Raw genomic sequence first — 26197 nt, forward strand, 5'->3', positions numbered from 1 at the left:
GAGACCCGAAGCTCCCGTGTGCAGGGCTCACGCCAGGAGGCCAAGTGTTTGAACGCTTCACCGATCGGGCTCGCCGAGTGGTGGTGTTGGCGCAGGAAGAAGCGCGCCTGCTGAATCACAATTACATCGGCACCGAGCACATCCTGCTGGGGCTGATCCACGAAGGCGAAGGCGTCGCGGCCCAGGCGCTCGAATCGCTGGGCATCTCGCTCGAGGCCGTGCGCAGCCAAGTGGAGGAGATCATCGGGCAGGGCAGCTCGTCGCCGAGCGGCCACATTCCCTTCACGCCGCGCGCCAAGAAGGTGCTCGAGCTGTCGCTGCGAGAGGCGCTGCAGCTCGGCCACAACTACATCGGCACCGAGCACGTCCTGCTCGGACTGATACGCGAGGGCGAGGGCGTCGCCGCGCAGGTGCTGGTCAAGCTCGGCGCCGATCTCTCCAAGGTCCGCCAGGAAGTCATCCAGCAGCTCTCCGGCTACAGCGGCTCGGGCAGCGGGCGCGAGACCGTCGGTGCTTCGTCGGGCCAATCCAGCGAGCAGAGCGCGCAGAGCGGTTCGCTGGTGCTCGACCAGTTCGGGCGCAACCTGACCGCCGATGCCCGGGCCAAGAAGCTCGACCCGGTGATCGGGCGACTGCGCGAGACCGAGCGCGTCATGCAGGTGCTCTCGCGCCGCACCAAGAACAACCCGGTGCTCGTCGGCGAGCCCGGCGTGGGCAAGACCGCCATCGTGGAGGGTCTCGCCCAGAAGATCGTCAACAACGACGTCCCCGAGCTGCTGCGCGACAAGCAGCTCTACACGCTCGACCTCGGCGCGCTTGTGGCCGGTTCCCGCTACCGCGGCGACTTCGAGGAGCGCCTGAAGAAGGTCCTCAAGGAGATCCGCACCCGCGGCGACATCATCCTGTTCATCGACGAGCTGCACACCCTCGTCGGCGCCGGCGCCGCAGAGGGCGCGATCGACGCCGCGTCGATCCTCAAGCCGATGCTGGCCCGCGGCGAGCTGCAGACCATCGGTGCCACCACGCTCGAGGAGTACCGCAAGTACCTCGAGAAAGACGCAGCGCTGGAGCGCCGCTTCCAGCCGATCACCGTGGACGAGCCCACGCTCAGCCACACCATCGAGATTCTCAAGGGGCTGCGCGACCGCTACGAGCAGCACCACCGGGTCACCATCACCGACCAGGCCCTCGTGGCCGCGGCGAACCTGGCCGATCGCTACATCGCCGACCGTCACCTGCCCGACAAGGCCATCGACCTCATCGACGAGGCCGGGTCGCGCCTGCGCATCAAGCGCATGTCGACGCCGCCCGACTTCAAGGAGATCGAGACGAAGCTGGCCGATGTCACCGAGCGCAAGAAGCAGGCGGTCGAATCGCAAGACTTCGAGACCGCCGGGGCGCTGCGCGACGAGGAGAAGGAGCTGCTCGAGCGGCGGACCGAGGTGATGGCCCAGGCTCGCTCGGAGGGGCACGACCTGTTCGACGAGGTCGACGAGGAAGGCATCGCCGAGGTGCTCTCCATCTGGACCGGCATCCCGGTGTACAAGCTCACCGAGGAGGAGACCCAGAAGCTCCTCAAGATGGAAGACGAGCTGCACAAGCGGGTCATCGGCCAGCACGACTCCATCAAGGCCGTCAGCCAGGCCATCCGCCGCACACGCGCCGGCCTGAAGGACCCCAAGCGGCCCGGCGGATCGTTCATCTTCCTGGGCCCGTCGGGCGTCGGCAAGACCGAGCTGGCCAAGACGCTGGCCGAGTTCCTGTTCGGCGACGAGGGCGCACTGATCAGCCTCGACATGTCCGAGTACATGGACAAGTTCACGGTGAGCCGCCTCGTGGGCGCGCCCCCCGGCTACGTGGGCTACGACGAGGGCGGCCAGCTCACCGAGGCGGTGCGACGCAAGCCGTTCTCGGTGGTGCTGTTCGACGAGATCGAGAAGGCCCACCCGGACGTCTTCAACACGCTGCTGCAGATCCTCGAAGAAGGACGGCTGACCGACGCGCAGGGCCGCTCGGTCGACTTCCGCAACGCCGTGCTCATCATGACCTCCAACCTGGGCACCGCCGACCTGCGCAAAGCTCGCGTGGGCTTCGCGACCGCCGACGAGAGCGCCAGCTACGAGCGGATGAAGGAGAAGGTCAACGATGCGCTCAAGGCGCAATTCCGGCCCGAGTTCCTGAACCGCATCGACGACACGATCGTCTTCCACGAGCTGAGCGTCGAGGAAGTGGTGCAGATCGTCGACCTGATGATCAAGCGCACCTCCGACCAGCTTCGGGCGCAGGGTCTGGGCTTGGAGCTGACCGACGCTGCCAAGGAATGGCTGGCCCGCACCGGGTACGACCCCCAGCTCGGCGCCCGGCCGCTGCGCCGTGCACTGCAGCACCACGTCGAGGACGCGCTGAGCGAGCGGATCCTCTACAAGGAATTCCACGCCGGAGAGATCATCGTGGTGGATGTGGAGGACGACGAGATCGTGTTCCGCGCCATCGAAGGCTTCGACCCCGGGCCGATCGAGCTCGAAGAGGCCGCGACGGCCGAGTAGCCGTGCCATGGCGGGCACGGTGCTTCCAACGCCAGCGCCTCTGACCCGCGGGCAGTCGTGGCTGCGCTTTGCTGTCCCGTTGGTGGCTGCGGCAGCAGCGGTGCTGGCAGTGGGCTGCCGCGCCGACATCGTCGTCGACGTCGACATCGCGCATGACGGCGCCGGCGAGGTCATCGTCGAGGTCACCTTCGACGAGGAGGTGATGCGCTGGACGCCCGATCTCGCTGAGCTGATCACCCACGACGACTTGGTCGACTGGGATGTCAGCCAGCAGGCCTCGGACACCGCCGCCGGCCAGCGCCTGGTAGTGGTTGCGTCGAAGCGTTTCGCGTCGCCCGCTGAGCTGGCCGAGGTGCTCGACGAGATCGACCGGCCTGCGGACGGTTCAGCCGGCTTGTTCAGGTCAGCGACCTATGTGGGTTCGCGCGACGGCGCACGGGTGCGCTACGAGCTGACCCTCACGGTCGGCCTGGACCGTCCGGTCAGCAGCTTGGTGAACCCCGCCACCGCTGATGCTCTCGAAGGGGAGCTGTTCGGCATGCCGATCGCCGACATCGAAGCTCGCGCGGGAGCTCCGCTGGACGAGCTGGTGTCGCTGGTGGTGCAGGCGTCCGTGCCCAATGGCGCCGGCAGATTGCCCGCATCTGGGGCGATGACGTTGAACGAAGGGGGCACGCGGGAGCTTCGGGTGGTCGGCGAGCTGGTTGATGCCGAGATCGCGGCCGCAGACGCCGAAGCCGAGCGGCTGGCTCAGCGTGCTAGCCGGGGGGCGCGCATTGCGATCATCTGGGGGATTGCTGTGGCCATCATCGCAGCGCTCTTGGTGGCGCTTGCGATTCGCAACCGGCGTCGCCGACGGGGGCTCACCTTCCGCTAGCCCTTGAGTGGTACGCCCGGGCTGGGGACGGGCTGGGGCACCCGTGCTTCAAACAGACGAAGCGCTTCGTGCGCTCGCTAGGTGTGTGCGGGGCGCTTCATAACTGCGCGCGGGTACCCCAGCCCCTCCCCAGCCCTCGTCTCCTCGGGTCCTTGGGCCTGTCAGGAATTTTGTGTATCGGGCGTGATCTGAGGGTCCGCAGCCGGGGGCTGTGGGCTGGAGAGGATCATGTCTGTGACTGATCATGACATGCCGGCTGTGCCGGCGAGCGAGGCTGCCGGCGAGGCGGCGATGGCCGACTGGGCCGAGCAGCTGGTGGCCCAGGCCCGCGCTGAGGGCGTGGAGCTGACCGGTGACGGTGGCCTGTTGACCGGGCTGGTGCGCCAGGTGCTCCAGACCGGTCTCGAGGTCGAGATGACCGAGCATCTGGGCTATGAGCGTCACGCTCCTGAGGGCCGCGGCACCCCGAACTCGCGCAACGGGTCGACGCCCAAGCGGGTGACGACCGAGATCGGCGAGGTCGACCTGGCGGTGCCGCGTGACCGGGCGGGCACCTTCGAGCCGACCACGGTGCCCAAGCACCGGCGCCGTCTCGACGGGCTGTCGGGCAACGTGATCAGCCTCTATGCGAAGGGGCTCACCACCGGGGAGATCCAGGACCATCTAGCAGAGATCTACGACACCTCGGTGAGCCGGGAGACGATCTCGAAGATCACCGACGAGATCGTCGCCGACATGGCGGTGTGGCAGAACCGGCCCCTTGAGCCGGTCTACGCCGTGCTGCTGATCGACGCGATCGTCATCAAGGTCCGCGACTCCCAGGTCGCCAACCGGCCCGTCTATGTCGCCATCGGCGTCGATCTCGCCGGCGAGCGCGACGTGCTGGGCCTGTGGCTGGGCCCCGCAGGCGGCGAGGGCGCCAAGCAGTGGGCAGCGATGCTGACCGAGCTGAGAAACCGAGGCCTCGCTGACGCGTTGATCGTGTGCTGCGACGGGCTGCGGGGCCTGCCCGAGTCGATCCGGGCGACCTGGCCCCAGGCCACGGTGCAGACCTGCGTGGTGCACATGGTCCGCAACAGCCTCCGCTACGCCTCCAAACGGCACTGGGGGCCGATCACCAAGGCAATGCGGGAGATCTACACGTCGCCCACCGCCGAGGCCGCCGAGGCACGCTTCGAGAGCTTCGCCGAGGACTGGGAGCACACCTACCCCGCCATGATCGGCTCCTGGCGGCAGGCCTGGGACGAATTCGTGCCGTTCCTGGAGTTCCCCGCTGAGCTGCGCAGAGTCGTCTACACCACCAACGCCATCGAGAGCCTCAACGCCAGATTCCGACGGGCCGTGCGCCATCGAGGCCACTTCCCCAACGAGCAGGCCGCGATGAAGGTCCTCTACCTTGTCGCCAACGCCAGACGCAAAAACCGCAGCAACCTGACCGGAAAGACCAACGGCTGGAAGACCATCCTGAACACCCTGACCGTCCACTACGGCGACCGGATCGCCGACCACATCCGATGAACACCATCACGGCCGGTTACACAAAAAATCTGACAGTCCCGCTCTTGGGCGTGTGTGGGGGGCTTCATAACTGCGCGCGGGGCCCCAGTTCGTCCCCAGCCGTCGTTTCCTGCTGCCTTTGGCGGGGGCAGACTTGGGGGGTGGGGCGGGCTTGGGCTCTGGTACTGGCTGCTGGCGAGGGGACGCGGTATGGGGCCGTGGCCGGTGGTCACACCAAGGTGATGGCGAACATCGCGGGGCGGCCCATGGTTGCCTGGGGTGTCAAGGCGGCTCGGGCGGCGTGCGATGGAGTGACGCTCGTGGTCGCACCGTCCATGGTTGACAGGTTCGGCGCGGGGGTAGACGCGGTCGTGGCGGGTGGGGGGACTCGGTCTGGGTCTGTTCGGGCTGGGCTGGCGACCGTTCCGGATGATGTTGATGTGGTGGTGTGTCATGACGCTGCTCGGCCGGGGGCTTCGGCGGAGTTGTTTGCGGCGGTGATCGGTGCTGTGCGGGGCGGGGCCGATGCTGCTGTGCCTGCGCTCGCTGTGAGCGACACGTTGAAGCGGGTGCCGGACTGGGACGAATCGGGCGGCGTGGTCGCTGGGACGGTGGACCGTTCGGGGTTGTTTGGAGTGCAGACGCCTCAGGCGTTTCGGCGGGAGGCGCTGGTGGCGGCTCATGCTGGGGAGCCCGAGGCAACCGACGATGCTGCGCTCGTGGAGGCTGCGGGCGGCACCGTGCTGGCGGTGCTGGGCGAGGCGACGGCGCACAAGGTCACGACGCCGGCCGATCTCCTCGTCGTGGAGGCGTTGCTGCGTGGCCGCGCCGCTGGCGGGGGGCTCTAGCGTCAATTGGCGTGAGTGCTGCTGACGGCGGGGCTGGGCCGGCGATGCGGGTGGGGCATGGCTATGACGCGCATCCGTTTGCTGATGTCGCTCCTTCGGGGCGGACGTTGGTGCTGGGCGGGGTTCGCTTTCCGGGTGATCCGCCGCTGGAGGGCCACAGCGATGCCGATGTTGTTGCGCATGCGGTGATCGATGCGATGTTGAGTGCCGCCGGACTCGGCGACATCGGCACGCAGTTTCCTGACAGCGATGAGCGCTGGCGTGATGCTGACAGCGTCGAGATGCTGCGGCAGGTTTCGGCGCTGCTTGCTGAGAACGGCTGGCAGTTGGCGAATGCCGACTGCACGGTGATCTGCGATCGGCCGATGATCGCCCCGCATCGCGATCAGATGCGGGAGCGGCTCAGCAGCGCAGCCGGCGGACCGGTCACGGTGTGCGGCAAGCGGACCGAGGGGCTGGGCAATGCCGATGGGATCGTGGCCCACGCCGTGGCGCTGCTGCTCGCCAGTGGCGGGCAGCAATCGGCACGTCTCGCCAACGGTGGGCGGCAATCTGCGGCAGTTGAGGGTGGCGGCGAGCAGTGAGTGCCGAGCGCGGCAGGCGGCGAGATGATTCCCCTCGGCGCGGTGGTGCCTCCCCGCGGCGTGGCGAGCGGGGTAGCGGACCGTCAGATCGCGGCCGAGGCGGACAACAGCGGGGTGCTGGTTCGGCGAACCGGGCGAGGCCCGGGCGGGGTGCTGCGAGCCCGGCGCGGAGTGGAGACCGAAGAGACGGCCGCGAAGCTCGGGTACCGGCACCACGCAACCAGTCGCGGCCGAAGGGTCTCGGTGGGGATCACGTTGAGGGCCGACAAGCCGTGCGTGAGCTGCTGCGCGCCGGCAAGCGCAAGGTGCACGAGGTGCTGATCTCCGAGGACGCGCACTCGGCGGCCACGCTGGCCGAGATCGTCGACCTCGCCGGCGACCGGCGGGTGCCGGTGCGCGAGGTCACCCGCCGCAAGCTGGACGAGGCGGCGCTCACCGCCGCACCGCAGGGCGTGATTGCCAAGGCCGCTGCTGTTCAGCCGGTGCCGCTGGAAGAGCTAGCGAGATCTGCGGGGAACACGCTGCCGCTCGTCGTGGCGACCGACGGTGTCACCGACCCGGGCAATCTCGGTGCCATCCTGCGCACGGCAGAGGTCGCCGGTGCAACCGGGGTCGTGCTCACCAGCCACCGCTCGGCGAACCTCACGCCGGCCGCGGTGAAGGCCGCCGCGGGTGCCATCGAGTACCTGCCGATTGCGCTGGTCGGCGGCCTGCCCGCTGCGATCGCAAAGCTGCGCGATAGTGGTCTGTGGGCCATCGGTCTCGACGGTTACGCACCGGACGGGCTCGAATCGCTGCGGGTGGGCGACGAGCCGCTGGTGCTGGTACTCGGCGCCGAAGGCCGGGGGCTGTCGGCGCTGGTGGAGCGCCGGTGCGATCAGGTGGTGTCGATCCCGGTGCTTGGCCGCATCGAATCGCTCAACGTGGCGGCTGCTGCAGCCGTGGCCCTGTTCGACATCGCCCGCACCCGCAATTCGGCCTGAAGCAAGAGGCTGAGCCCAGGGGCCCGAGCGGCCCGTGAGCGACAGCGAACAAGAGCGGGAAACGACTTGCGCGACGACGGAGCGTTCACGCATCTGCGCAACGTGTCTGGGGCGCCGCCCATACGCTGGGACCGCTGCCCGAGTAGCTCAACGGCCAGAGCACCGCTCTTGTAAAGCGGGGGTTGTGGGTTCGATTCCCACCTCGGGCTCACGACAGGGTGATCACCAGGTTGCCGAAGTGCTCCTTGCTCACGAAGGCTTCCTGGGCCTCGCGGATTCGCTCAAGGGGAAACGTGCCGCCCAGCACCGGGCGGATCTCGCCCCGCTCGATGTAGCCGACGAGGTCTGCGAACAGGCCGGGCCCGTAGATCGTGGCGCCGTGCAGCTCCAGATCATTGAGGTAGACCGCCCGCAGGTCGATCTCTGTGATGGGTCCGGCGATGGCGCCTGAAGTGACATAGCGCCCGCGGCCGGTCAGCGCATCGAGCCATGTCCCCACGGCATCGCCGCCGACCACATCGGCGACCGCGTCGAACGGTCCGCCGTTGGCTTCGACCGCCGCAGCGACATCGTGCTCAGGGCCCTGCCGCGCTACCACCGCATCCGCCCCGAGCTCAAGCACCTGCGCTGCCTTGGAAGCGCCGGATACCGCCACGACTCGTGCGCCGCGGCGGCGGGCGAGCTGCACCAGCGCCGAGCCCACGCCACCGCTCGCACCGGGAACCGCAATGCTCTCGCCGCCGGTGAGCCTGATGCGCTGGAGCATGTGCTCAGCCGTCGAGGAGGCGCAGGCGAACGTCGCCAGCTCGGCATCAGGGAGCTCGGAGTCGACCGGGTAGGCGTTGACGGCCGGCACCGCGACGTACTCCGCGAAGCCGCCGTCGACCTCGCTGCCGAGATAGCGAGCCTTGCTGCGGTCAGCCGGGTCAGCGGGATCTTTCAGCCAAGGCTCCACCATGACCCGCCGCCCCACCAGGTCGGCATCGGCATGATCGCCGCCGGCCACCACCCGTCCCACCACATCGGCACCCTGGATGCGGGGAAACTCGACGCCCCGGCCGCCCCAGGTGGAATCTGCGGCGTCTGCGTCGGCGTAGCCCTCGCCCGATGTCGCCGCCGTCACCGACTTGCTGTACCAGGACACCCGGGTGTTGATGTCGGTGTTGTTGATGCCGCACGCCGCCACCTCGATGAGCACCTCATCGGGACCCGGCGCCGGCACCGGCACGTCGTCGCGCACCTGGATCATCTCGGGGCCGCCGTGGCCCACCAGCAACGCTGCTCGCATGGTCGGACCGCCCGTCTCGCTGGAAAGCGTGGCGGCGGTCATCGGCAGGAAAGGTGGACAGGTGCGGCCATGAACGCGCGGCAGAATATCGGCCAGTGGAAGCCGCACTGCAGTTGGTGATCGGCATCGCTGGGTGAGTTCCCCGCACGGCGCCGGTCGGGCCCATGACGCCGATCATGGGGTTGCCGCAAACGCACGGCCACGCGCGCTGCCAGCCCACTGCTACACGGATCCAGACATCTTCGCTGTGGAGATGTCAGCGCTGTTCGCCCGGTCCTGGCACCTCGTCGGACACGCCTCCCAGGTTGCGACACCCGGCCAGGTCCTCACGGCGACGGTCGGCGACGAGCCGGTTTTCGTCGTCAACGACGGCGGCGAGATCCGCGGCTTCTACAACGTGTGCCAGCACCGAGGTCACGAGCTGTTCCCGCCAGAGCGACCGGGCGGCGACCTCCTCGACACGGCCGGCGTCATTACGTGCCCGTATCACGCCTGGGTGTACGGGCTGGACGGCACGCTGGTGAGTGCGCGCAGTCGCGATGTCGGCGACGTGCACATTCCGCGACTGCAGGTCGACCGGCTCGCCGGATTCCTCTTCGTCAATGTGGATCTCGAAGCGCCGCCGCTGGCGCTGCATGCCCCCGGTGTAGAGGAGGAGCTTCTGGCGCTCGCCCCGCAGGCGGAATCCCGGGTGCTGACGTGGCGCCGGACCCACCTCATCGAGGCCAACTGGAAGATCGCGGTGGAGAACTACAACGAGTGCTACCACTGCCCCAACGTGCATCGATCGTTCACCTCGGGCGTGGTCGACCCGGCCAGCTACCGCATCCGTCCCGAGGGAAACGTGATCCGCCACACGGCCCGGGGCGTCCCCGACGAGATCTCCCGGTACACCCGGCCCGTCGACAGCGACGACTATGCCGCGTTCTACATCTGGCCGGCGTCGTCGTTCCAGTGCTATCCCGGTCAAGCGCTCAATACCTACCGCTGGCTGCCGCTCGGGCCGGATCGAACGCTGCTCATACGCGAGTGGTGGTTCGACGGTGCCGAGCCGACTGAAGTGCAGCAGGGAATCATCGACTTGGATTGGAATACCACGGTGTCCGAGGACCTGAAGCTTGTCGAGTCGACGCAACGCGGCATACGGAGCCGCGGTTATCGCCCCGGACCGCTCATCTGTGACCCGTCGGGCACGGCGTCGATCCACAGCGAGGATGCCGTGGCACATCTGGGGGCCTTGGCCGCTTCAGCCTTCGGCGATGAACAGGCCCCAGAGCGCGCCTGATCCCGTGAGCGAGACGCACCGGCCGCGCATTGCCGTTGTCGGCAGCCTCAACGCCGACGTGACGCTGTGGGTGCCGAGGCGCCCGTCGCCCGACGAGACGATGCACGCCGAGCGCATCGCATGGTTCCGTGGCGGCAAGGGCGCCAACCAGGCAGTGGCCGCGGCCCGGCTGGGCGCGCACGTGGTGATGGTGGGCCGGGTCGGCGACGACGAACAGGGCCGGTGGCTGCGCTCTGGCCTGGAGGCCGAGGGGATCGACTGTGGGCACGTGGCCAGTGTCGATGTGCCGACCGGCTTGGCGGCGATCACCGTCGATCCCGATGACGTGTCGATCGTGGTGGCCGCGGGCGCCAACGCATCGCTGGATGCCAGGGGCGTGCAGGCAGCCGCCAACGAGATCGCCGCGGCCGATGCGCTGCTGCTGCAAGGCGAGGTGAGCGTCGCCGCGGCCCTGGCGGCAGCCGACATCGCCCGCGAGCACGGCACGTTCGTGGTGCTGAACCCCGCTCCGTACAACGACGTTGCCCCCGCTGTGCTGCCGCTGGCGGACATCGTCATCGTGAACCGCGCCGAAGCCGAGCAGTTGCGTCACCCCGACGCCGACGGCAGCGTGCCCGAGCTGCGTCCCGAAGCGGTGCTCGTCGAGACACGGGGCGCAGCGGGCTGCGTCATTCAGCCGCCGCGCACCGCTGATCTTGCGCAGCAACCGCCCGATTCACCTGCGTCTCGCGCCGATGCCGCGGCCAATGCCGACGGGGAGATCACTGTGGCCGCACCGCGGGTTGCCGTGGTCGACGCCACCGGTGCAGGGGACGCATTTGCCGGGGCGTTCGCGGTCGGCATGGCATCGGGCGCGACCGTGGCCGAGGCGGCGCGACTGGCCGTGCGGGCTGGCGCTTGGGCGGTGACAGTCGCGGGAGCTCAGCCGAGCCTGCCGACGATGGCGCAGCTGCACAACCCAGAGGCTGAGCGGTTGGGCGAGGCCAGGGCCCGAGCGGCCCGTGAGCCCGTATCAAATGAGGGCGGGGAACAAGAGCGGGCTATCGGTCAGGCTGAGCCGTAGAGACGGTCGCCGGCATCGCCCAGACCGGGAACGATGAAGGCCCGCTCGTCGAGATGGCTGTCGACGGCGGCCGTCACGATGCGAACGTTGGCGGCGCTGCGCTGCAGGGCAGCGATCCCCTCGGGTGCGGCCAGCGTGCACACCATCGTGACCCGGCCGACGCCCGACGCCGCGAGCACCCGGATCACCTCGGCCGCCGAGCCGCCCGTCGCCAGCATCGGGTCGAGCACCAGCACCGGTCGATCCTCCAGCACGCCCGGCAGCGACTCGAGGTAGCACTCGTGGCCGACACCGTCGGACGTCTCGATCCTCCGCATCCCGACAAAACCCACCGGCGCAGCAGGCAGGAGCCGCAGCGCCGCATCGAGCATTCCCAGCCCGGCGCGCAGCACGGGCACGATCGCTGGCATCGGATCGAGGCGCGAGCCCTCCGCGGGCCCGAGCGGCGTCTCCACCGGCTCGGCCACCGATGTCGCATCGGCGAGCGCTTCGGACACCAGCAGGAACGTCAGCGCGTCGAGCCGCTGGCGGAACTCCTCGACGGCGGTGTCCTTGTCGCGCAGCCGGGTGAGCAGGGCTGCGGCTACCGGGTGGTCGACAATGGTGACACTCATGGGCTGGCTCTCACAGTCGGGGTCCGTTTCGCAAACTACTGAGGGGTACACCCGGCAGCGCATCTTTCCTTCTACGCTCACAGCCGTGAATAGCCAAGCTGGCGAATCCAACAGCGGCGCCGCAGTGCGCGGGTTGCTGCTGGTGCTGGTTGCCGTCGTCGTGGGCGTGCTGCTGCTCCGCTCGGTCGACGATCCAGACGGCACGACCGTGACCGACACAGCCCCGCCTGCCGCACCAGGCGACACGCTCCCGACCGCAACAGAGGCGCCCACGCCTACGAGCAGCCCCGCCGATGCCGGCGACTCCGGCTCGGGCACGGTCGCCACCGTGGCGACCACCGTCACCGCCGCACCCGCCACCGACACCACCTCGGCGGGCGCCGAGCCGTTCCAGCCGCGACCGGCGGCCGAAGTGTCGGTGCAAGTTGCCAACTCCACGACCGTCCGGGGGGCTGCAGGGCGGCTCACCGACCGGTTCAAGACGCTGAGCTACATCACCAAGACGCCCACTAACTACGTGGGAACGCCCATCGACCGGACGCGCATCTACTACCAGCCGGGCTCGCTGCTCGAAGCGCGGGCGATTGCGGGGGTGCTGGAGCTCGACGCCGACAACGACGTGTTCCCGATGCTGGCAGACACGGCGGCAGTGCAAGGCTTCGAGACGCCTGACGTGCTGGTGGCGCTGGGGACCGACCTGGCCGAGTAGCGGGCTGTCAACATGCGGGTCGTCGCGTGCCCGGACAAGTTCCGTGGCACTGCGTCGGCTGCGGAGGTGGCAGCAGCGATCGCCGATGGCGTGCGCCGGCAGCTCGGCAAGCACGTCGAGGTTGTCTGCCTGCCCGTGGCGGATGGCGGCGAGGGCACGCTCGACGCGCTGGGCGGGCCGAATCGCACCTCATTGGTGATCGGGCCGTTGCGGGACCGGATCGAAGCGGGGTGGCGGCTGGATGGCGAGGTTGCCATCGTGGAGATGGCCTGTGCGAGCGGCCTGCTGCTGGCAGGCGGTGCCGAAGGCAACGACCCGCTCGCCGCGACCACCGCGGGCACCGGCGAGCTGATAGCGGAAGCCGTTGCGAGCGGTGCACGGCGGGTCGTCGTGGGCGTGGGCGGCTCGGCGACCACTGACGGCGGCCTTGGCGCGCTCGACGCGATGTCGCCGCTGGCCCGCCTCGCCGGCGTCTCGGTGGTGGTGGCCTGCGATGTCCGCACTCGCTTCTGCGATGCCGCGCACATCTTCGGACCGCAGAAGGGCGCGTCGCCGCCGCAGATCGAGTTGCTCACCCGTCGCCTTGAGCGGCTCGTCGACCTGTACCGCGAGCGCTACGACGTGGATGTCAGCGAGATGCGGGGCGCAGGTGCCGCGGGCGGTTTGGCGGGCGGGCTGGCAGCCGGTCTCCGAGCCGAGCTGGCACCGGGATTCGACGTTGTCGCAGCCGAAGTCGGCCTGCCCGACGCGATCGACGGCGCCGATCTGGTCATCACCGGCGAAGGGCGGCTCGATGCGAGCTCCTTCGACGGGAAGGTCGTGGGTGGCGTTCTGGAGATAGCGGCCGAGGCCGGCGTGCCCGTGGGCGTCGTGGTGGGAGCTCGCGACCCTGATACTGATCTCGCGGACTGGTGCCCGCCCGCCGTCGATACCCCGGCCACGAGCCTGGCGGTGCTGTCGGAGCGGTACGGGGCCGAGCGCTCGATGGGCGACACGCTGGCGGCCGTCCGCGATGCCGCCGCCGACCTCGCTGCCAGTCTCCTCCCCGCTTCCGCGAGCGTGGACCAGCAGGGAGGCGGTTGAAGGCTTCGCTTCCCGCTCTTGTTCGCTTCGCTCACGGGCCGCTCGGGCCCCGGCTTCGCCTTCGGCTCAGCCTCCGGGGTTGGCGGTTAGCACTCTCATCTCTAGAGTGCTAACGGCTGCTGCGAACGCAGCGGCATCGTGACGCCCAGTCACCCCTCCCGAGAGTCATCCGAGACAGGAGCCAGCCGATATGGCCAAGATGATCACGTTCGACGACGAGGCCCGCCGTGCACTCGAGTCGGGCATGAACCAGCTCGCCGACGCAGTGCGCGTCACGTTGGGGCCCAAGGGCCGCAACGTCGTGCTCGACAAGAAGTGGGGCGCGCCCACCATCACCAACGACGGCGTGTCCATCGCGAAGGACATCGAGCTGGAGGACCCGGTCGAGCGCATCGGGGCCGAGCTGGTCAAGGAAGTCGCCAAGAAGACCGACGACGTCGCCGGCGACGGCACCACCACGGCCACCGTGCTGGCGTGGACCATGGTGCGCGACGGCCTGCGCAACGTGGCCGCCGGCGCCAACCCGATGGCCGTCAAGCGGGGCATCGAGGCCGGTGTCGACGCCGCTGTGGGCGCCATCGAGGACATGTCGATCAGCGTGACCGACTCCAAGACCCATGTGGCCCAGGTGGCGGCCATCTCCGCCGCCGACGGCGACATCGGCCAGCTGATCAGCGACGCGTTCGACAAGGTCGGCAAGGACGGCGTGATCACCGTCGAGGAGTCGCAGACGTTCGGCCTCGAGATGGACCTGGTCGAGGGCATGCGCTTCGACAAGGGCTACATCTCGCCCTACTTCGTCACCGATCCCGACTCGCAGGAAGCCGTGCTCGACGACGCGTACCTGCTGTTCATGCAGGGCAAGATCTCCGCGGTCCGCGACGTGCTGCCGGTGCTCGAGAAGGTCACCCAGGCGGGCAAGCCGCTCGTGATCATCGCCGAGGACGTCGAGGGCGAGGCCCTTGCCACGCTGGTGGTCAACAAGATCCGCGGCACGATCCGCTCGGCGGCCGTGAAAGCCCCCGGCTTCGGCGACCGCCGCAAGGCGATGCTGGCCGACATGGCCATCCTGACCGGCGGCCAGGTCATCAGCGAGGACGTCGGCCTCAAGCTGGAGAACACCACGCTCGACCTGCTGGGCACGGCCCGCCGCGTGGTCGTCACGAAGGATGAGACCACCATCATCGAGGGCTCCGGCGACGAAGCCGAGGTGCGCGGCCGGATCGAGCAGATCAAGAACGAGATCGACAACACCGACTCCGACTACGACCGCGAGAAGCTGCAGGAACGGCTGGCGAAGCTGTCCGGCGGCGTGGCGGTGCTGCGTGTCGGCGCGGCCACCGAGGTCGAGCTGAAGGAGAAGAAGCACCGCATCGAGGACGCAGTCAGCACCACCAAGGCGGCCATCGAGGCTGGTGTGGTGGCCGGCGGCGGCGTCACGCTGGTACGTGCCGAAGAAGCAGTGCGCTCCGTTGCGGACGGCCTCGACGGCGACGAGTCCACCGGTGCGCGGCTCGTGGAGCGCGCGCTGGCCGGACCGCTGAAGCAGATCGCCGAGAACGCCGGCCTCGAAGGCGGCGTGGTGGTCAGCCGGGTGCGCGAGCTCGACGGTGCCATGGGCCTCAACGCCGCCTCCGGCGAGTACGAGGACCTGGTTGCGGCGGGCGTCATCGACGCTGCCAAGGTGACGCTGTCGGCGCTGCAGAACGCCTCGTCGATTGCCGCGCTGTTCCTCACCACCGAGGCTGTGATCTGCGACGAGCCCGATGCCGGCGGCGCTCCCGCCATGCCCGACATGGACTTCTAGCGAGAGCCTCCCCAAACTCCCCAAGAACAGCCCAACCCAACGCAACGGCCCGGGTCCCCGCCCGGGCCGCTGCGCGCTGCGCTTTCCGCTCGTGCGCGCAGCACTCGCGGCCCGCATGCGGCCCTGACCCGATGTCCGAATGAGCGATGCGGGGGGTGCCGGTACCCTGACCGGATGCGGCGGGGGCGCACGATGCGGGTGCGGGTGGACCGGCTGCGGCAGGGCACCTGGCGACGGTGGCCCGATGAGGTCGTGGTGGAGGAGCCGCTCGAGATCCGCCTCGACGGCCACATGGTGGCCACCACCATGCGCACGCCCGGCCACGACTACGAGCTGGCGGCGGGGTTCTGCGCAGGCGACGGGCTGCTCGGCGACGCCGAGGTGACGGGCGTGCGCTACTGCGGCGAGGGTCCCGCGGCCGAATTCGAGTACAACGTCGTCACCGTGGAAACCGGCGGCAGGGCGCCGGTGCCGACGCCCCGTCTCGGCAACGTCAGCGCCGCCTGCGGGATCTGCGGCAGCACCACCATCACCGACATGGCCGCCCGCCTGGGACCGCTGGTGGGCACCCGTCAATTCAGTGTCGACGCCGTTCATGCAGCGCTGGCTGCAGTGCCCGGCGCACAGGAGATGTTCGGCCGCACCGGCGGGCTGCACGCCGCCGCGACCTTCGACGCCTTGGGCCGCATCGATGTGCTGCGCGAGGACATCGGGCGCCACAACGCCGTCGACAAGGTGATCGGGAGGCGCTTGCTCGACGGGCGTGACGATGCCGGCGCGATGGCGCTGTTCGTGAGCGGTCGGGCCAGTTTCGAGATGGTGCAGAAGGCGTGGGCGGCAGGGATCGGCACCCTCATCGCCGTCAGCGCCCCCAGCTCGCTGGCCATCGAGTCGGCTCGGGCTGCGGCCATCACGCTGGCGGGCTTCGCACGCGGCGACGAGCTGAACATCTACAGCGGCAGCCTGGCAGGAGTGCCCGAGCGTCTCGGCGAATTCCCCGCACCTGCTGTTCGTTCATAGGCTGCCGGCGTGTCGCAGCATCCGGAGGTGACGACGTCGATCGGGTGGGGCGTGCTGCACCTGTTCTGCAAGCTGACTCCCGCTGCGGATCGCTCGGGCCTGCTCGCCGCCCTCGAGGACACTGTCGACAGCGACCACCAGGTGCTGACCGTTGCCGTACTGGGACACAAGGCCGATGTCGGTTTCATGGCGCTGGGGCCCGACCTGTGGCGGCTGCGCAGCCTGCAGACGCAACTCCAGCAGGCCGGCCTCGAGGTCGCCGACAGCTACGTCTCGATGACCGAGGTGAGCGAGTACGCGCCCGACCTGCCACCCGAAATGAAGACGCCGCGGCTGTACCCGCAGCTGCCGCCCGAGGGCAAGCGGGCCTTCTGCTTCTACCCCATGTCGAAGAGCCGTGACGCAACGGGCGATGGCAGCGGCAACTGGTTCACGCTGCCGTACGACACCCGCCGCGAGCTGATGTACGACCACGGCAAATCGGGAAGGCGCTTCCGCGGCCGCATCCTGCAGGTGGTGACCGGATCCACCGGCGTCGACGACTTCGAATGGGGCGTCACGCTGTTCGGCGAGCATCTCGACGATCTCAAGGACGTCGTGTACACGATGCGCTACGACGAGGCCAGCGCCATCTACGGCGAGTTCGGCACCTTCTACACAGGTCTGCTGGCCGACCCCCCCACGGTCCTCGATCGCATCGGCCTGCACTAGTAGACGCATCAAACACAGCTGCGATAGAAGGCGCAGGCAACGCGGTCTGTAGACGAGCGGCGCGGCATCTGTCCTTAGCGGCTCAGCGTCTTAGTCTGTTCGCAGGCTGGTGCGTCGCTGTGATGTCCCGGCGCCGAATCGACCGCCAATCGAGGTTGCGATGTCTGAGTACTCCGCCCCCGTCGACGACATGCTGTTCGTGCTTGAGCATGTGGCCGATCTGGAGGATCTGGCCGGGCACGAACGGTTCGCGCACGCCGATCTGGAGACTGCGAGCGCGCTCCTTGACGAAGCCGGCCGCTTCATGTCGGCCGAGGTTGCGCCGCTGAATGTGCCGGGCGACCAGCAGGGGCTCGACTTCGACGACGGCGTGATCACGCATCCCGACGGATTCGCAGATGCCTACCGCAAGTTCGTCGACGCCGGCTGGAACGGCATGGCCTTCGACGACGACTTCGGCGGCGGCGGGATGCCGTGGTGTGTCGGCCTGGCCGTCCAGGAGATGCTGACGTCGGCCAGCATGGCGTTCAGCCTGTGCCCGCTGCTGACCCAGGGCGCCATCGACGCTCTCACCCACCACGCCGACGAGACGCTGCAGCAGACGTTCCTGCCCAAGATGATCAGCGGCGAGTGGTCGGGCACGATGAACCTGACCGAGCCGCACGCCGGCTCTGACGTGGGCGCCCTCACCAGCCGTGCGATCCCGCAGGACGACGGCAGCTACCTCATCACCGGCACGAAGATCTTCATCACCTACGGCGAGCACGAGCTCGCCGACAACATCGTGCACCTGGTGCTGGCCCGCACGCCCGACTCGCCTCCCGGCACCCGCGGCATCAGCCTGTTCCTGGTGCCCAAGTTCCTCGTGAACCCCGATGGCACCCTGGGGCCCCGCAACGACCTGCGGGCCGTGTCCACCGAGCACAAGATCGGCATCCACGCCAGCCCGACCTGCGTGATGTCCTACGGCGACGAGGGCGGCGCCGTCGGCTATCTCGTGGGCCCCGAGCACGGCGGCATGCGCGCCATGTTCACCATGATGAACAACGCCCGGCTGTCGGTGGGCTTGCAGGGGCTGTCGCTGACCGAGCGGGCATACCAGCAGGCGCGGGAGTATGCGCTGACCCGCAAGCAGGGGCGGGCGATCGGTGCCGAGCTGCCGCCGGGCGAGTCGTCGCCGATCGTGGATCACGCCGATGTGCGGCGGATGCTGCTGACGATGCGTGCGAACGCCGAGGCCATGCGCTGCGTGATGTACCTGAATGCGGCGGCGATCGACCGCTCCATCGTGGCGACCGATCCCGACGAGCGCGAGCGGGCCGACGAGCTCACCGCGATCCTGACGCCGATCAGCAAAGGCTGGGGCACCGATCTCGGCGTCGAGATGACCTCGCTCGGGGTGCAGGTGCACGGCGGCATGGGTTACGTGGAGGAAACCGGTGCAGCGCAGCACTGGCGCGACAGCCGGATCGCCCCGATCTACGAGGGCACCAACGGCATCCAGGCGGCGGACCTGGCCTTCCGCAAGCTGCCGCTCGGCGGCGGCGACGCCATGGCGCGCCTCATCGGCGAGATGGGAGCAACGGCGGGGGCTTTGGCCGCCAGCGACGATGCCGATCTGGCTGCGATCGGCGCTGCGCTGGGCGACGGCGTTGCGGCGATGGGCGAAGCGGCGATGTGGCTGGGCGGTCAGCTTTCGACGGCACCGAACGACGTGGCCGCTGGTTCGTCGCCGTTCATGCGGCTCGCCGGCGTTGTGGTCGGCGGTTGGCTGCTGGGCCGCAGCGCGGAGGCGGCCGCTGGGCTGCTGGCAGACCAGGGCCTGACCGTCGCTGATGCCCGCGAGGGTGGCTCGGGTGGTGGCGACGGCGCTGCGTCACCGGCGTTCCTGGCCGACAAGGTCACCACTGCTCGCTTCTATGCCGACCAGATCCTGCCGTCGGCTCGCGGGCTGGTGCCCGCAGTCACTGGCGGCGCCGAGATGTTCTACGCCATCCCGGCCGACCGGCTCTGAGCCGCCCGGCGCCGCACTGATGACGTTGGGCGAGGGTGGGAACGGGAGCGGCGAGATGCCCGGCGCTGAGCCCTCGGGCGCCGCATCGACGGCGTGGGCCTCGCGCGGGAGGGAACGGTTGAGCGTGCCGGATGCGTCGGCGACCGCCGACGGAAAGCTCGCGCTGCTGCGCGGGTTCTTCTCGCAGTCAGGGCCGGTGATCGTGGCGTTCAGCGGCGGTGTCGATTCGTCGCTGGTGGCTTGGGCGGCGAACGACGTGCTCGGTGATGATGCGCTGTGTGCGACAGCGGTCTCGCCGAGCCTCGCGACCGACGAGGCGGCCGACTGCGCAGCCCTGGCGGCCGAATGGGGACTCGCATGGCAGACGGTCGAGACCGACGAGATGACACGCGCCGCATACCGCGTGAATGACGCAGACCGCTGTTTCCACTGCAAGTCGGCGCTCATGGACCAACTCGAACCCTTGGCGGTTGCGCGGCGCGCGCTGGTGGTGCTGGGCGTCAACCTTGATGACCTCGGCGATCATCGACCGGGCCAGCACGCCGCTCGCGACCGGGGCGCCCGTTTCCCGCTGGTGGAGGCGGGCTTCACCAAGGCCGATGTCCGCGCCGTCAGCGCCGACTTGGGTCTGCGCACGTGGGACAAGCCCGCCGCCGCGTGTCTCGCCTCGCGGGTGCCCTACGGAACACAGGTGACGGTGCCGCTGCTGGCGCGGCTTGACCGGGCCGAAGCGGCGATGCGCCGGCTGGGCTTCGGCCAGCTAAGGGTGCGTGACTACGGCGACACGGCGCGCATCGAGCTGCCGCTCGATGATCTCGCCGAAGCGGTCCGCCGACGTGAAGCCATCGTGGAAGCGATCAGCGGCGTCGGCTACCGCTATGTGACGCTCGACCTAGAAGGCTTCCGCTCCGGCAATCTCAACGGCGCCCTCGCCGACGGCAACTGCGTAGGCCCCGCTGCCTCCCAAGAGACCGACCGATGAGCGCCTGCGGCGTCGGCGCCCCACCGTCTGCCGTTGCAGCGATGCCTCGCTCGGGGGACGAAGCCGAAGAGACGCGGGGCGAGGCGGTGCCCGCAGTGGTGCCCGGTTCGTTCGGTGCGACCGGAGGGTCGCACGGCGAGGAAGCTGCTGCGCCGGTGCCCGGTTCGGTTGGTGAAGCGGCGGAGCTGCTGGCCGATGGCGCAATTGCTGCGTTGCACGGATGGGTGGAGCGTTGCGTAGTTGAGACGTGCAAGCGAGTCGGTGTCGACGCTGCGGGCCTCAGTGAGCAGACGCGCGCTGCGGGCCTGCGATGCGCCGCCGAGACTGGACCTCCCTTGCGCGCGCTGCTTGAGACCGACGTCGATGCGCAGACATCCACACCGTTGACCGTGCTGCGCAGCGCTGTGCGATTCCCGACACAGGTGCTGGCGGACGGCGGGGTGCCGGCACCGGACCGCGACGATTTCGACGCCTCCCGCTTTCCCGACGATCCCTACGGGCTCACCCCGGCCTCGTTCGCCGACATCGACCCCGACCTCGGCCCGATCGGCATCGCCTGGGGTGCCGCGAAAGCCTTCGAAGTGCTGCAGCGTCGAAGAGCAGAGGGGCAGCGATGACGTCGTTCGGCGAGCGGCGTGCCTCGCTGGTCCGGACCGCTGACGCAGCCGAGCTGCCGGCGGCGCTGTCCGCGCTGACCGACGCGTGGCTGGCCGAGCGCTTCGAAACGGAAGCTGCAGAGTGCGGGCTGTCGAGTGCGCCGGGGGACAGCGCGAATGGAGCCGGCACGGGCGTGGCGCTCGTGGCCGTCGGCGGTTACGGCCGCGGCGAGCTGTGCCCCGGCAGCGACATCGACCTGCTCCTGCTGCACGACGGCCGCGAGTCGCTGCTGGAGAGCCACGGTGCACTCGGGGACAGCTCGCATGGCGGCAACCTGGCCGACCGCCTGTGGTACCCGATCTGGGACGAGAAGCTGAAGCTGGGCCACGCCGTGCGGTCGCTGTCCGACACGCTGGACTTGGCAGCCTCGGACATCGACACGGCAACGGCGCTGGTCGATGCACGCCACCTCGCCGGCGACGAAGGCCTGACCGCACGGCTCGTCGAGGGAGTGACGGCCGACTGGCGTGACAACGCATCGGGGCGGCTCGACGAACTGCAGCGCGCCGTGAGCCGTCGGCACAGCCAGAGCGGCGAGGTGGCCTTCCTGCTGGAACCCGATCTGAAGACCGGCCGTGGCGGGCTGCGTGACGCTCACGCGATCCGCTGGGCGCAGTTGGCTGGCGCCCAGCTTCCCGCCGCAGACGCCGAACGCCTCGCCGAGGCCTACCAGACGCTGCTGCGGGCACGCGTGGAGCTGCATCGCACCACCGGCCTGCGCAGCGATGTGCTGTCGGCAGACGACCAGGACGCCGTGGCCGAGCGATCAGGCGCCATCGACGCCGATGCGTTCGTGGCTGAGATCGCACAGGCCGGGCGCATCATCGCCTTCCTGTCGGACCAGCTGTGGTCGAGCGTCGCCCGCCAGCACGCTGAGCTCGCGGCCCCCGAGGTCGACATCGCCGGGCTGTCGGTGCGCGACGGCGAGCTGGTGATCGACGGCGACCCCGCAACCGACGTCGTGCTGGTGCTGCATGCAGCGGTGCAGTCGGCCCGCAGCGGCGTGCCGATCAGCCGAGCCAGCCTCGACAAGCTGGCGGAGCGGCAGGCGCACTTCCCGGACCCGTGGCCTCACGGCGCACGAGCGCTCTTCGTCGAGCTGTTGAGCTGCGGGCACAAGGCCATCGACGTCATCGAGACGCTCGATTACTTCGACGTGTGGACGCGGGTGCTGCCCGAGTGGGCGCCCAACCGCAATCGCCCCCAGCGCTCCCGCTACCACCGCTTCACGGTGGACCGGCACCTGCTCGAGGCCGTCGCCGAGGCGGCCCGATTCACCCACCGTGTGGCCCGCCCCGACCTGCTGGTGATGGGTGCGCTGCTGCATGACATCGGCAAGGGCTACCCGGGCGATCACACGCAGGCCGGCATGCGGCTGGCCGGTCCCATCGCCCGGCGCTGCGGCTGGAGCTCCGACGACGCCGACACGCTGGTGCGCCTCGTGCAGCACCACCTGCTGCTGACCGACGTCGCGACCCGGCGCGACCTCGACGACCCGCTCACCGTGGCCACGGTCGCCCGGGCCGCCGAGACGCCGGAGTTCTTGGAGCTGCTGGCCGTGATGACCGAAGCCGACTGCCTAGCGACCGGTCCCATGGCGTGGGGGGAGTGGACGTCGAACTTGGTGACTGCCCTGGTCGAGATGACCACCGAGCACATGAGCGGTGCAGATCAGGCATCGCCGGGCCACCGCCGCCTGCTCACCGAAGAGGTGGTGGAGCTGATGGCTGCGGGCGAGACGGCGCTGCGAGTCGACGACGACGTGCTGACCGTGGTGGCGCCCGACGAGCGGGGCCTGTTCAGCCGAGCTGCCGGCGTGCTGGCGCTGCGGGGGCTCGACGTGCTGCAGGCCGACGCCTATTCGAGCCCGGCGGGCATGGCCGTGTCGTCGTTCCGGATCGTGCCGCCCGACACGCCGGTGGACTGGGACCGGGTCACGTTCGACGTACGTCGGTCGCTGCGCGGGCACTTGGCGCTGGAGGCGCGCATCGCCGAGCGGGCGCGGGTGTACCGGCGCCGCCGGGCGCTGTCAGCGACCCGGGCTGCCACGAAGGTCACGTTCGATGCCGAGTCGGCCACTGGGGCCACGATCGTGGAGGTCCGCACCGAGGACCACATCGGCGTGCTCTACAAGGTCACCCGGGTGCTGGCCGAGATGGGCCTCGACATCCGCTCAGCCAAGATCCAGACGCTGGCGAACGAGGTGGTCGACTCGTTCTACGTGGTCGGCCCCGACGGGCCGGTCATCGACGAGGCGCACCAGCGAGAGGTAGAGCTGGCCCTCCGCCACGCCCTCGCCTAGCGCAATTCCCTTGCCGGTTGCCGCAGCACCCGGTTACAGTCCGAAGTGACGCAGCACCCCCGTGCGCAGTTGGCAGAGATCTTCATCTCGTGGGTTCGCGGGGGTGCTGCGCTGCTGATCAGTCTGGTTCCTGCTGACGCAGGAACTGCTCCAGCTCGTCGATGAGGCCGTCGGGGTTCTCGACCATCTCGCTGAAGTCCTCCACGGCTTCGGCGGCGGATTCCTCGAGGATCTGCTGCGCGTACTGGGCCAGCGTTTCGTCGCCGGCGACCAGCTCGTCGATCTGGCGGCCGTAGTTGGCGGCGGCGCTGTGCAGCTCTGACTCGCCGAGCGTCACGCCCAGGAACTGCCCCACCCGCTCGGCCAGCGCCAGGGCGGCTTTCGGCGACGGATAGTTGTGCACGTAGGTGGGCACGGTGGCCCAGAACGACACGCTGTCGAAGCCGGCCCGGTGGCAGGCATCGTTCAGCACGCCGATGATCCCCGTGGGGCCCTCGTAGGTGGACTGGCGCAGGCCCATGTTCAGGTTGAGGGCGGCGTTGTTGGAGGCGCCCACTACGTTGACCGGTGCGTTGTGGTGGGTGTCGGTGAGCAGCGCGCCCAGCGTGACCACCGTGGAGACGCCCAGCGATTCGGCCATCTCGATGATCACGTCGCAGAAGGTGCGCCAGCGCAGGCGGGGCTCCACGCCGAGCACGGTCACCACCGGCCGGCCGTTGTCGACCTCGCCGATGCGCACATCGGGCGTGGGCCAGTCGATCTTCCGCTCGCCCTCGACAACCTGCACGCTGGGCCGCACCGAGGCGAAGTCGTAGAAGTACTCGGGGTCGATGTGGGCTACTGGATGGCAGCGGAAGCGCCGGCGCAGGTACTTGGCGGACTCGGTAGCCGCATCGCCGGCGTCGTTCCAGCCCGAGAACGCTGCAATGAGGATGGTGTCCTTGCCGGGTTCGGGTCGCTCCAACCACTCAAGATGGCCCACGTCGGCGAGGCTAGCGGCACCCTGTTGTGAGACGGCCCTGAACGACCCGCGGCGACCTTGCAGTCGTACGATGCGGATCGTGGCTGAACCCGCCGCGGTGCCCGCGATCTCGGACGCTGGTGTTCGCATTGACGTGTGCGACGTTGTCGACGATGCGTTGGTCGGCGCGTTCGCGCGGCTGCACCCGCAGCTGTCGAGTTCGCCGCCGCCTGATGCTGCAGCGCTGGAACGCATCGTCGGTCACCCCGCCAACACGGTGCTGATCGCCCGCACTGCTCCCGGCGAGGCGCCGCACTCCGAACCCGGCGAGATGGTGGGCGCGATGATCCTTGTGCTCTTCCCGCTGGCCAGCGGTTTGCGGGCGTGGATCGAAGACGTCGTGGTGGACGAATCGGCACGAGGCCGCGGCATAGGTGCTGCGCTCAACCGGCACGCCATCGAGATCGCCCGGCAAGCAGGCGCCCGCACGGTCGACCTGACCTCGCGACCCGACCGGGAGGCCGCCAACCGCCTGTATGCCCGGCTCGGTTTCAACCAGCGGAACACCAACGTCTACCGACTCGACCTGTAAGTACGGTTTGGGCGCGAGCGTCTCGCCGCACCATCTTGAGGAGGCCCCAGAACCATGGATCCAGACAGCATCAACTTGGGCCTGTTCGTCCTGCGAGTGATCGTCGGCGTCACGCTGGCGCTCCATGGCATCGCCAAGTTCCGCGGCGGCATCCGCGGCGTCGGGAATTGGTTCGCCGCCGAAGGCCTGCGCCCCGGACTGCTGCACGCCTACCTCGCCGCCCTTACCGAGATCGGCGCCGGCATCGGACTCGCGCTCGGTCTGCTGACGCCCCTCAGTGCGATGGCCTTCATCGGCGTGATGACCACCGCCGGGTGGGTCGGCCACCGCAAGAACGGCTTCTTCATCATCCGTGAGGGCTGGGAGTACGTGTTCGTGCTGGCAGTGGCGGCGGCGGCCGTGGCGGCCACCGGTCCCGGCGACTGGTCGCTCGACAACGCGCTCGGCCTCGACTGGAGCGGACCGGTCTGGTTCCTGGTCGCCATCGCCGGCGGGCTGGTCTCCACGCTGTTGCTGCTGGCCGCGTTCTACCGGCCGAACGCTCCAGCGGAGCAGTGACCGCCCCGCTCCGCTTGCGACACCTCGCCAGAACCCCTCGCGTCCAGAGATCCGCGCAGCTGAGATCCCCGTAGTGAGATTGTCGTCATGAGGCGCGAGCTATGAGGTGGGGGCTCTTCGGGCGGCTGGTCGGCTACAGCACGGTGTCGGGCGGCACGGTGGTGGTGACCCAGGCCGTGCTGGTGGCGGCCTATGCGGTGCTGGGCTGGCCCGCGGTCGTGGCCAACGTGGTGGCGGTATGCGTCGCCGCCGGGCCTGCCTACTACGCCAACCGGCGCTGGGTGTGGTCTCGCACCGACCGCCACTCGTTCGCCGGCGAGATCCTGCCGTTCTGGGCTTACAGCCTCGCCGGGCTCGGCATCTCATCGCTGGCGGTGGCGCTGGCCGACCGGTGGTGGCAGTCGACCGTGGCCGTCTCGGCGGCAAACCTCATCGGCTTCGGGGTCTTGTGGGCGGGGAAGTTCATCCTGCTCGACCGGGTGCTGTTCGCCCGACCCGAGGCCCCCGCCGGCTCAGCCTCTGAGGGGCCATGAACTCCGAGCTGGCGGCGCTGGCCCAGCGGGTGAAGGGATTCATGCCCCACGACGAGGGCTTGGCGCTTTACCGGGCCGCTGCCGAGGTGGCCTCGCAGGGACCACTGGTGGAGATCGGCTCGTACTGCGGCAAGTCGGCGGTGTACCTGGGCGCTGCTGCGGCGGAGTCTGGCGGGGTGCTGTTCACCATTGACCATCACCGTGGTTCCGAAGAGATGCAGGCCGGCTGGGAGCATCACGACGCTGAGCTGGTCGACCCCAGCACCGGTCGCATGGATTCGCTGCCGATCCTGCGGCAAACGCTCATCGACGCCGGCCTCGAAGAGGTCGTCGTGGCCATCGTGGGCGACTCGGTCACGGTCGCGGCGCACTGGTCGAGCGCTGCGCTGGTCTTCATCGACGGTGGCCACGGCGAGGCGTCCGCTCACGCCGACTATGAGGCGTGGTCGCCCAAGCTGCTGCCAGGCGGCCTGCTGGCCATCCACGACGTGTTCCCGGATCCCGGCGACGGCGGCAGGCCGCCATACGAGATCTGGCTGCGAGCCCTCGATGACGGCTTCATCGAGCACGCCGCCGAGGGCAGCCTGCGCGTCCTGCAAAGACCCGTCGACGGGTGAGCCTTCACGACGCGAGGCATCTCGTCTCCCGCTGCCGCTCGCTCTGTTCACGGGCCGCTCGGGCCA

24 protein-coding genes and 1 tRNA gene are annotated in these 26197 nt (G+C 69.3%); 22 read left to right on the forward strand and 3 right to left on the reverse strand.

Annotated features, from left to right (window positions below):
• Positions 1 to 44 precede the first annotated feature (44 nt).
• The 7 genes from ACOGI8_RS02030 to ACOGI8_RS02060 all read left to right on the forward strand — a co-directional run bounded on the left by ACOGI8_RS02030 (position 45) and on the right by ACOGI8_RS02060 (position 7544).
• On the forward strand, positions 45 to 2546 hold the full coding sequence (locus ACOGI8_RS02030; RefSeq protein WP_419855235.1) for an ATP-dependent Clp protease ATP-binding subunit: 2502 nt from the start codon (positions 45 to 47) through the stop codon (positions 2544 to 2546).
• A gap of 7 nt (positions 2547 to 2553) precedes the next feature.
• Complete coding sequence (locus tag ACOGI8_RS02035; RefSeq protein ID WP_419855236.1) at positions 2554 to 3423, forward strand: hypothetical protein; 870 nt, start codon at positions 2554 to 2556, stop codon at positions 3421 to 3423.
• A gap of 228 nt (positions 3424 to 3651) precedes the next feature.
• Positions 3652 to 4941: an IS256 family transposase gene (locus tag ACOGI8_RS02040; protein ID WP_419855237.1), complete on the forward strand. Its 1290-nt coding sequence runs from the start codon at positions 3652 to 3654 to the stop codon at positions 4939 to 4941.
• On the forward strand, positions 4938 to 5768 hold the full coding sequence (locus ACOGI8_RS02045) for an IspD/TarI family cytidylyltransferase (RefSeq protein WP_419855238.1): 831 nt from the start codon (positions 4938 to 4940) through the stop codon (positions 5766 to 5768). Before ACOGI8_RS02040 ends, ACOGI8_RS02045 begins: the two co-directional genes overlap by 4 nt.
• 11 nt (positions 5769 to 5779) lie before the next feature.
• The gene (gene ispF, locus ACOGI8_RS02050; RefSeq protein ID WP_419855239.1) at positions 5780 to 6352 is read left to right on the forward strand and encodes a 2-C-methyl-D-erythritol 2,4-cyclodiphosphate synthase; all 573 of its coding nucleotides are present in this window, start codon (positions 5780 to 5782) and stop codon (positions 6350 to 6352) included.
• Positions 6349 to 7335 carry a 23S rRNA (guanosine(2251)-2'-O)-methyltransferase RlmB gene (gene rlmB / locus ACOGI8_RS02055; RefSeq protein WP_419855240.1) on the forward strand — a complete coding sequence of 329 codons (987 nt, stop codon included), beginning with the start codon at positions 6349 to 6351 and terminating at the stop codon, positions 7333 to 7335. Before ispF ends, rlmB begins: the two co-directional genes overlap by 4 nt.
• Positions 7336 to 7471: 136 nt before the next feature.
• Positions 7472 to 7544: transfer RNA gene (locus ACOGI8_RS02060), tRNA-Thr, on the forward strand.
• On the opposite strand, the gene ACOGI8_RS02065 is transcribed toward ACOGI8_RS02060, so the two are convergent.
• Positions 7544 to 8665: an alcohol dehydrogenase family protein gene (locus tag ACOGI8_RS02065; RefSeq protein ID WP_419855241.1), complete on the reverse strand. Its 1122-nt coding sequence runs from the start codon at positions 8663 to 8665 to the stop codon at positions 7544 to 7546. The two genes, ACOGI8_RS02060 and ACOGI8_RS02065, sit on opposite strands and share 1 nt — an antisense overlap.
• Before the next feature lie 91 nt (positions 8666 to 8756).
• Between ACOGI8_RS02065 and ACOGI8_RS02070 the strand changes: the two genes are divergently transcribed.
• Together ACOGI8_RS02070 and ACOGI8_RS02075 are read left to right on the forward strand one after the other, a co-directional pair.
• Positions 8757 to 9908: an aromatic ring-hydroxylating oxygenase subunit alpha gene (locus tag ACOGI8_RS02070; RefSeq protein WP_419855242.1), complete on the forward strand. Its 1152-nt coding sequence runs from the start codon at positions 8757 to 8759 to the stop codon at positions 9906 to 9908.
• On the forward strand, positions 9883 to 10971 hold the full coding sequence (locus ACOGI8_RS02075; RefSeq protein ID WP_419855243.1) for a PfkB family carbohydrate kinase: 1089 nt from the start codon (positions 9883 to 9885) through the stop codon (positions 10969 to 10971). The genes ACOGI8_RS02070 and ACOGI8_RS02075 overlap by 26 nt, the downstream gene beginning before the upstream one ends.
• On the opposite strand, the gene upp is transcribed toward ACOGI8_RS02075, so the two are convergent.
• A complete protein-coding gene (gene upp, locus ACOGI8_RS02080) occupies positions 10956 to 11585 on the reverse strand; it encodes a uracil phosphoribosyltransferase (protein ID WP_419855244.1) in 630 nt (209 codons plus the stop codon). The two genes, ACOGI8_RS02075 and upp, sit on opposite strands and share 16 nt — an antisense overlap.
• 85 nt (positions 11586 to 11670) lie before the next feature.
• On the opposite strand from upp, the gene ACOGI8_RS02085 reads away from it, so the two are divergent.
• The 9 genes from ACOGI8_RS02085 (at position 11671) to ACOGI8_RS02125 (ending at position 22870) form a co-directional block, all read left to right on the forward strand.
• On the forward strand, positions 11671 to 12294 hold the full coding sequence (locus ACOGI8_RS02085; RefSeq protein WP_419855245.1) for a LytR C-terminal domain-containing protein: 624 nt from the start codon (positions 11671 to 11673) through the stop codon (positions 12292 to 12294).
• Between the two features lie 12 nt (positions 12295 to 12306).
• Entirely contained in the window at positions 12307 to 13377 is a 1071-nt protein-coding gene (locus tag ACOGI8_RS02090) for a glycerate kinase (RefSeq protein ID WP_419855246.1), read from the forward strand.
• A gap of 190 nt (positions 13378 to 13567) precedes the next feature.
• A complete protein-coding gene (gene groL, locus ACOGI8_RS02095; protein WP_419855247.1) occupies positions 13568 to 15184 on the forward strand; it encodes a chaperonin GroEL in 1617 nt (538 codons plus the stop codon).
• 174 nt (positions 15185 to 15358) lie between these two features.
• A complete protein-coding gene (gene fdhD, locus ACOGI8_RS02100) occupies positions 15359 to 16204 on the forward strand; it encodes a formate dehydrogenase accessory sulfurtransferase FdhD (RefSeq protein ID WP_419855248.1) in 846 nt (281 codons plus the stop codon).
• 9 nt (positions 16205 to 16213) lie between these two features.
• The gene (locus ACOGI8_RS02105; RefSeq protein ID WP_419855249.1) at positions 16214 to 16915 is read left to right on the forward strand and encodes a chlorite dismutase family protein; all 702 of its coding nucleotides are present in this window, start codon (positions 16214 to 16216) and stop codon (positions 16913 to 16915) included.
• Positions 16916 to 17075: 160 nt separating this feature from the next.
• Entirely contained in the window at positions 17076 to 18929 is a 1854-nt protein-coding gene (locus tag ACOGI8_RS02110) for an acyl-CoA dehydrogenase (RefSeq protein ID WP_419855250.1), read from the forward strand.
• Positions 18930 to 19053: 124 nt separating this feature from the next.
• Positions 19054 to 19911: an ATP-dependent sacrificial sulfur transferase LarE gene (gene larE, locus ACOGI8_RS02115; protein WP_419856352.1), complete on the forward strand. Its 858-nt coding sequence runs from the start codon at positions 19054 to 19056 to the stop codon at positions 19909 to 19911.
• A gap of 41 nt (positions 19912 to 19952) precedes the next feature.
• Positions 19953 to 20528 carry a hypothetical protein gene (locus ACOGI8_RS02120; RefSeq protein WP_419855251.1) on the forward strand — a complete coding sequence of 192 codons (576 nt, stop codon included), beginning with the start codon at positions 19953 to 19955 and terminating at the stop codon, positions 20526 to 20528.
• A complete protein-coding gene (locus ACOGI8_RS02125) occupies positions 20525 to 22870 on the forward strand; it encodes a [protein-PII] uridylyltransferase (RefSeq protein WP_419855252.1) in 2346 nt (781 codons plus the stop codon). The genes ACOGI8_RS02120 and ACOGI8_RS02125 overlap by 4 nt, the downstream gene beginning before the upstream one ends.
• A gap of 118 nt (positions 22871 to 22988) precedes the next feature.
• Here ACOGI8_RS02125 and ACOGI8_RS02130 read toward each other — a convergent pair whose 3' ends face one another.
• A complete protein-coding gene (locus ACOGI8_RS02130) occupies positions 22989 to 23852 on the reverse strand; it encodes a PAC2 family protein (RefSeq protein ID WP_419855253.1) in 864 nt (287 codons plus the stop codon).
• A 79-nt stretch (positions 23853 to 23931) separates the two neighbouring features.
• Between ACOGI8_RS02130 and ACOGI8_RS02135 the strand changes: the two genes are divergently transcribed.
• From ACOGI8_RS02135 to ACOGI8_RS02150, 4 genes are all read left to right on the forward strand, one after another.
• Positions 23932 to 24423, forward strand: a complete 492-nt coding sequence (locus ACOGI8_RS02135; RefSeq protein WP_419855254.1) for a GNAT family N-acetyltransferase — start codon at positions 23932 to 23934, stop codon at positions 24421 to 24423.
• A 54-nt stretch (positions 24424 to 24477) separates the two neighbouring features.
• Positions 24478 to 24981, forward strand: a complete 504-nt coding sequence (locus ACOGI8_RS02140; protein ID WP_419855255.1) for a DoxX family protein — start codon at positions 24478 to 24480, stop codon at positions 24979 to 24981.
• Positions 24982 to 25082: 101 nt separating this feature from the next.
• Positions 25083 to 25514 carry a GtrA family protein gene (locus ACOGI8_RS02145; protein ID WP_419855256.1) on the forward strand — a complete coding sequence of 144 codons (432 nt, stop codon included), beginning with the start codon at positions 25083 to 25085 and terminating at the stop codon, positions 25512 to 25514.
• Positions 25511 to 26131: a class I SAM-dependent methyltransferase gene (locus ACOGI8_RS02150; protein WP_419855257.1), complete on the forward strand. Its 621-nt coding sequence runs from the start codon at positions 25511 to 25513 to the stop codon at positions 26129 to 26131. The genes ACOGI8_RS02145 and ACOGI8_RS02150 overlap by 4 nt, the downstream gene beginning before the upstream one ends.
• The last annotated feature ends 66 nt before the right edge of the window (positions 26132 to 26197 follow it).

This window comes from Candidatus Poriferisodalis sp., from assembly GCF_965204195.1.
GTDB lineage: Bacteria > Actinomycetota > Acidimicrobiia > Acidimicrobiales > Poriferisodalaceae > Poriferisodalis.

What these genes read in the sequence shown, in the direction of transcription:
- ACOGI8_RS02035 (WP_419855236.1), top strand. Translation starts at nt 2,554, where the DNA reads ATGGCGGGCACGGTGCTTCCAACGCCAGCGCCTCTGACCCGCGGGCAG.
- ACOGI8_RS02040 (WP_419855237.1), top strand. Translation starts at nt 3,652, where the DNA reads ATGTCTGTGACTGATCATGACATGCCGGCTGTGCCGGCGAGCGAGGCT.
- ACOGI8_RS02045 (WP_419855238.1), top strand. Translation starts at nt 4,938, where the DNA reads ATGAACACCATCACGGCCGGTTACACAAAAAATCTGACAGTCCCGCTC.
- ACOGI8_RS02065 (WP_419855241.1), bottom strand. Translation starts at nt 8,665, where the DNA reads ATGACCGCCGCCACGCTTTCCAGCGAGACGGGCGGTCCGACCATGCGA.
- ACOGI8_RS02075 (WP_419855243.1), top strand. Translation starts at nt 9,883, where the DNA reads ATGAACAGGCCCCAGAGCGCGCCTGATCCCGTGAGCGAGACGCACCGG.
- upp (WP_419855244.1), bottom strand. Translation starts at nt 11,585, where the DNA reads ATGAGTGTCACCATTGTCGACCACCCGGTAGCCGCAGCCCTGCTCACC.
- ACOGI8_RS02090 (WP_419855246.1), top strand. Translation starts at nt 12,307, where the DNA reads ATGCGGGTCGTCGCGTGCCCGGACAAGTTCCGTGGCACTGCGTCGGCT.
- groL (WP_419855247.1), top strand. Translation starts at nt 13,568, where the DNA reads ATGGCCAAGATGATCACGTTCGACGACGAGGCCCGCCGTGCACTCGAG.
- fdhD (WP_419855248.1), top strand. Translation starts at nt 15,359, where the DNA reads ATGCGGCGGGGGCGCACGATGCGGGTGCGGGTGGACCGGCTGCGGCAG.
- ACOGI8_RS02110 (WP_419855250.1), top strand. Translation starts at nt 17,076, where the DNA reads ATGTCTGAGTACTCCGCCCCCGTCGACGACATGCTGTTCGTGCTTGAG.
- ACOGI8_RS02120 (WP_419855251.1), top strand. Translation starts at nt 19,953, where the DNA reads ATGCCTCGCTCGGGGGACGAAGCCGAAGAGACGCGGGGCGAGGCGGTG.
- ACOGI8_RS02125 (WP_419855252.1), top strand. Translation starts at nt 20,525, where the DNA reads ATGACGTCGTTCGGCGAGCGGCGTGCCTCGCTGGTCCGGACCGCTGAC.
- ACOGI8_RS02140 (WP_419855255.1), top strand. Translation starts at nt 24,478, where the DNA reads ATGGATCCAGACAGCATCAACTTGGGCCTGTTCGTCCTGCGAGTGATC.
- ACOGI8_RS02145 (WP_419855256.1), top strand. Translation starts at nt 25,083, where the DNA reads ATGAGGTGGGGGCTCTTCGGGCGGCTGGTCGGCTACAGCACGGTGTCG.
- ACOGI8_RS02150 (WP_419855257.1), top strand. Translation starts at nt 25,511, where the DNA reads ATGAACTCCGAGCTGGCGGCGCTGGCCCAGCGGGTGAAGGGATTCATG.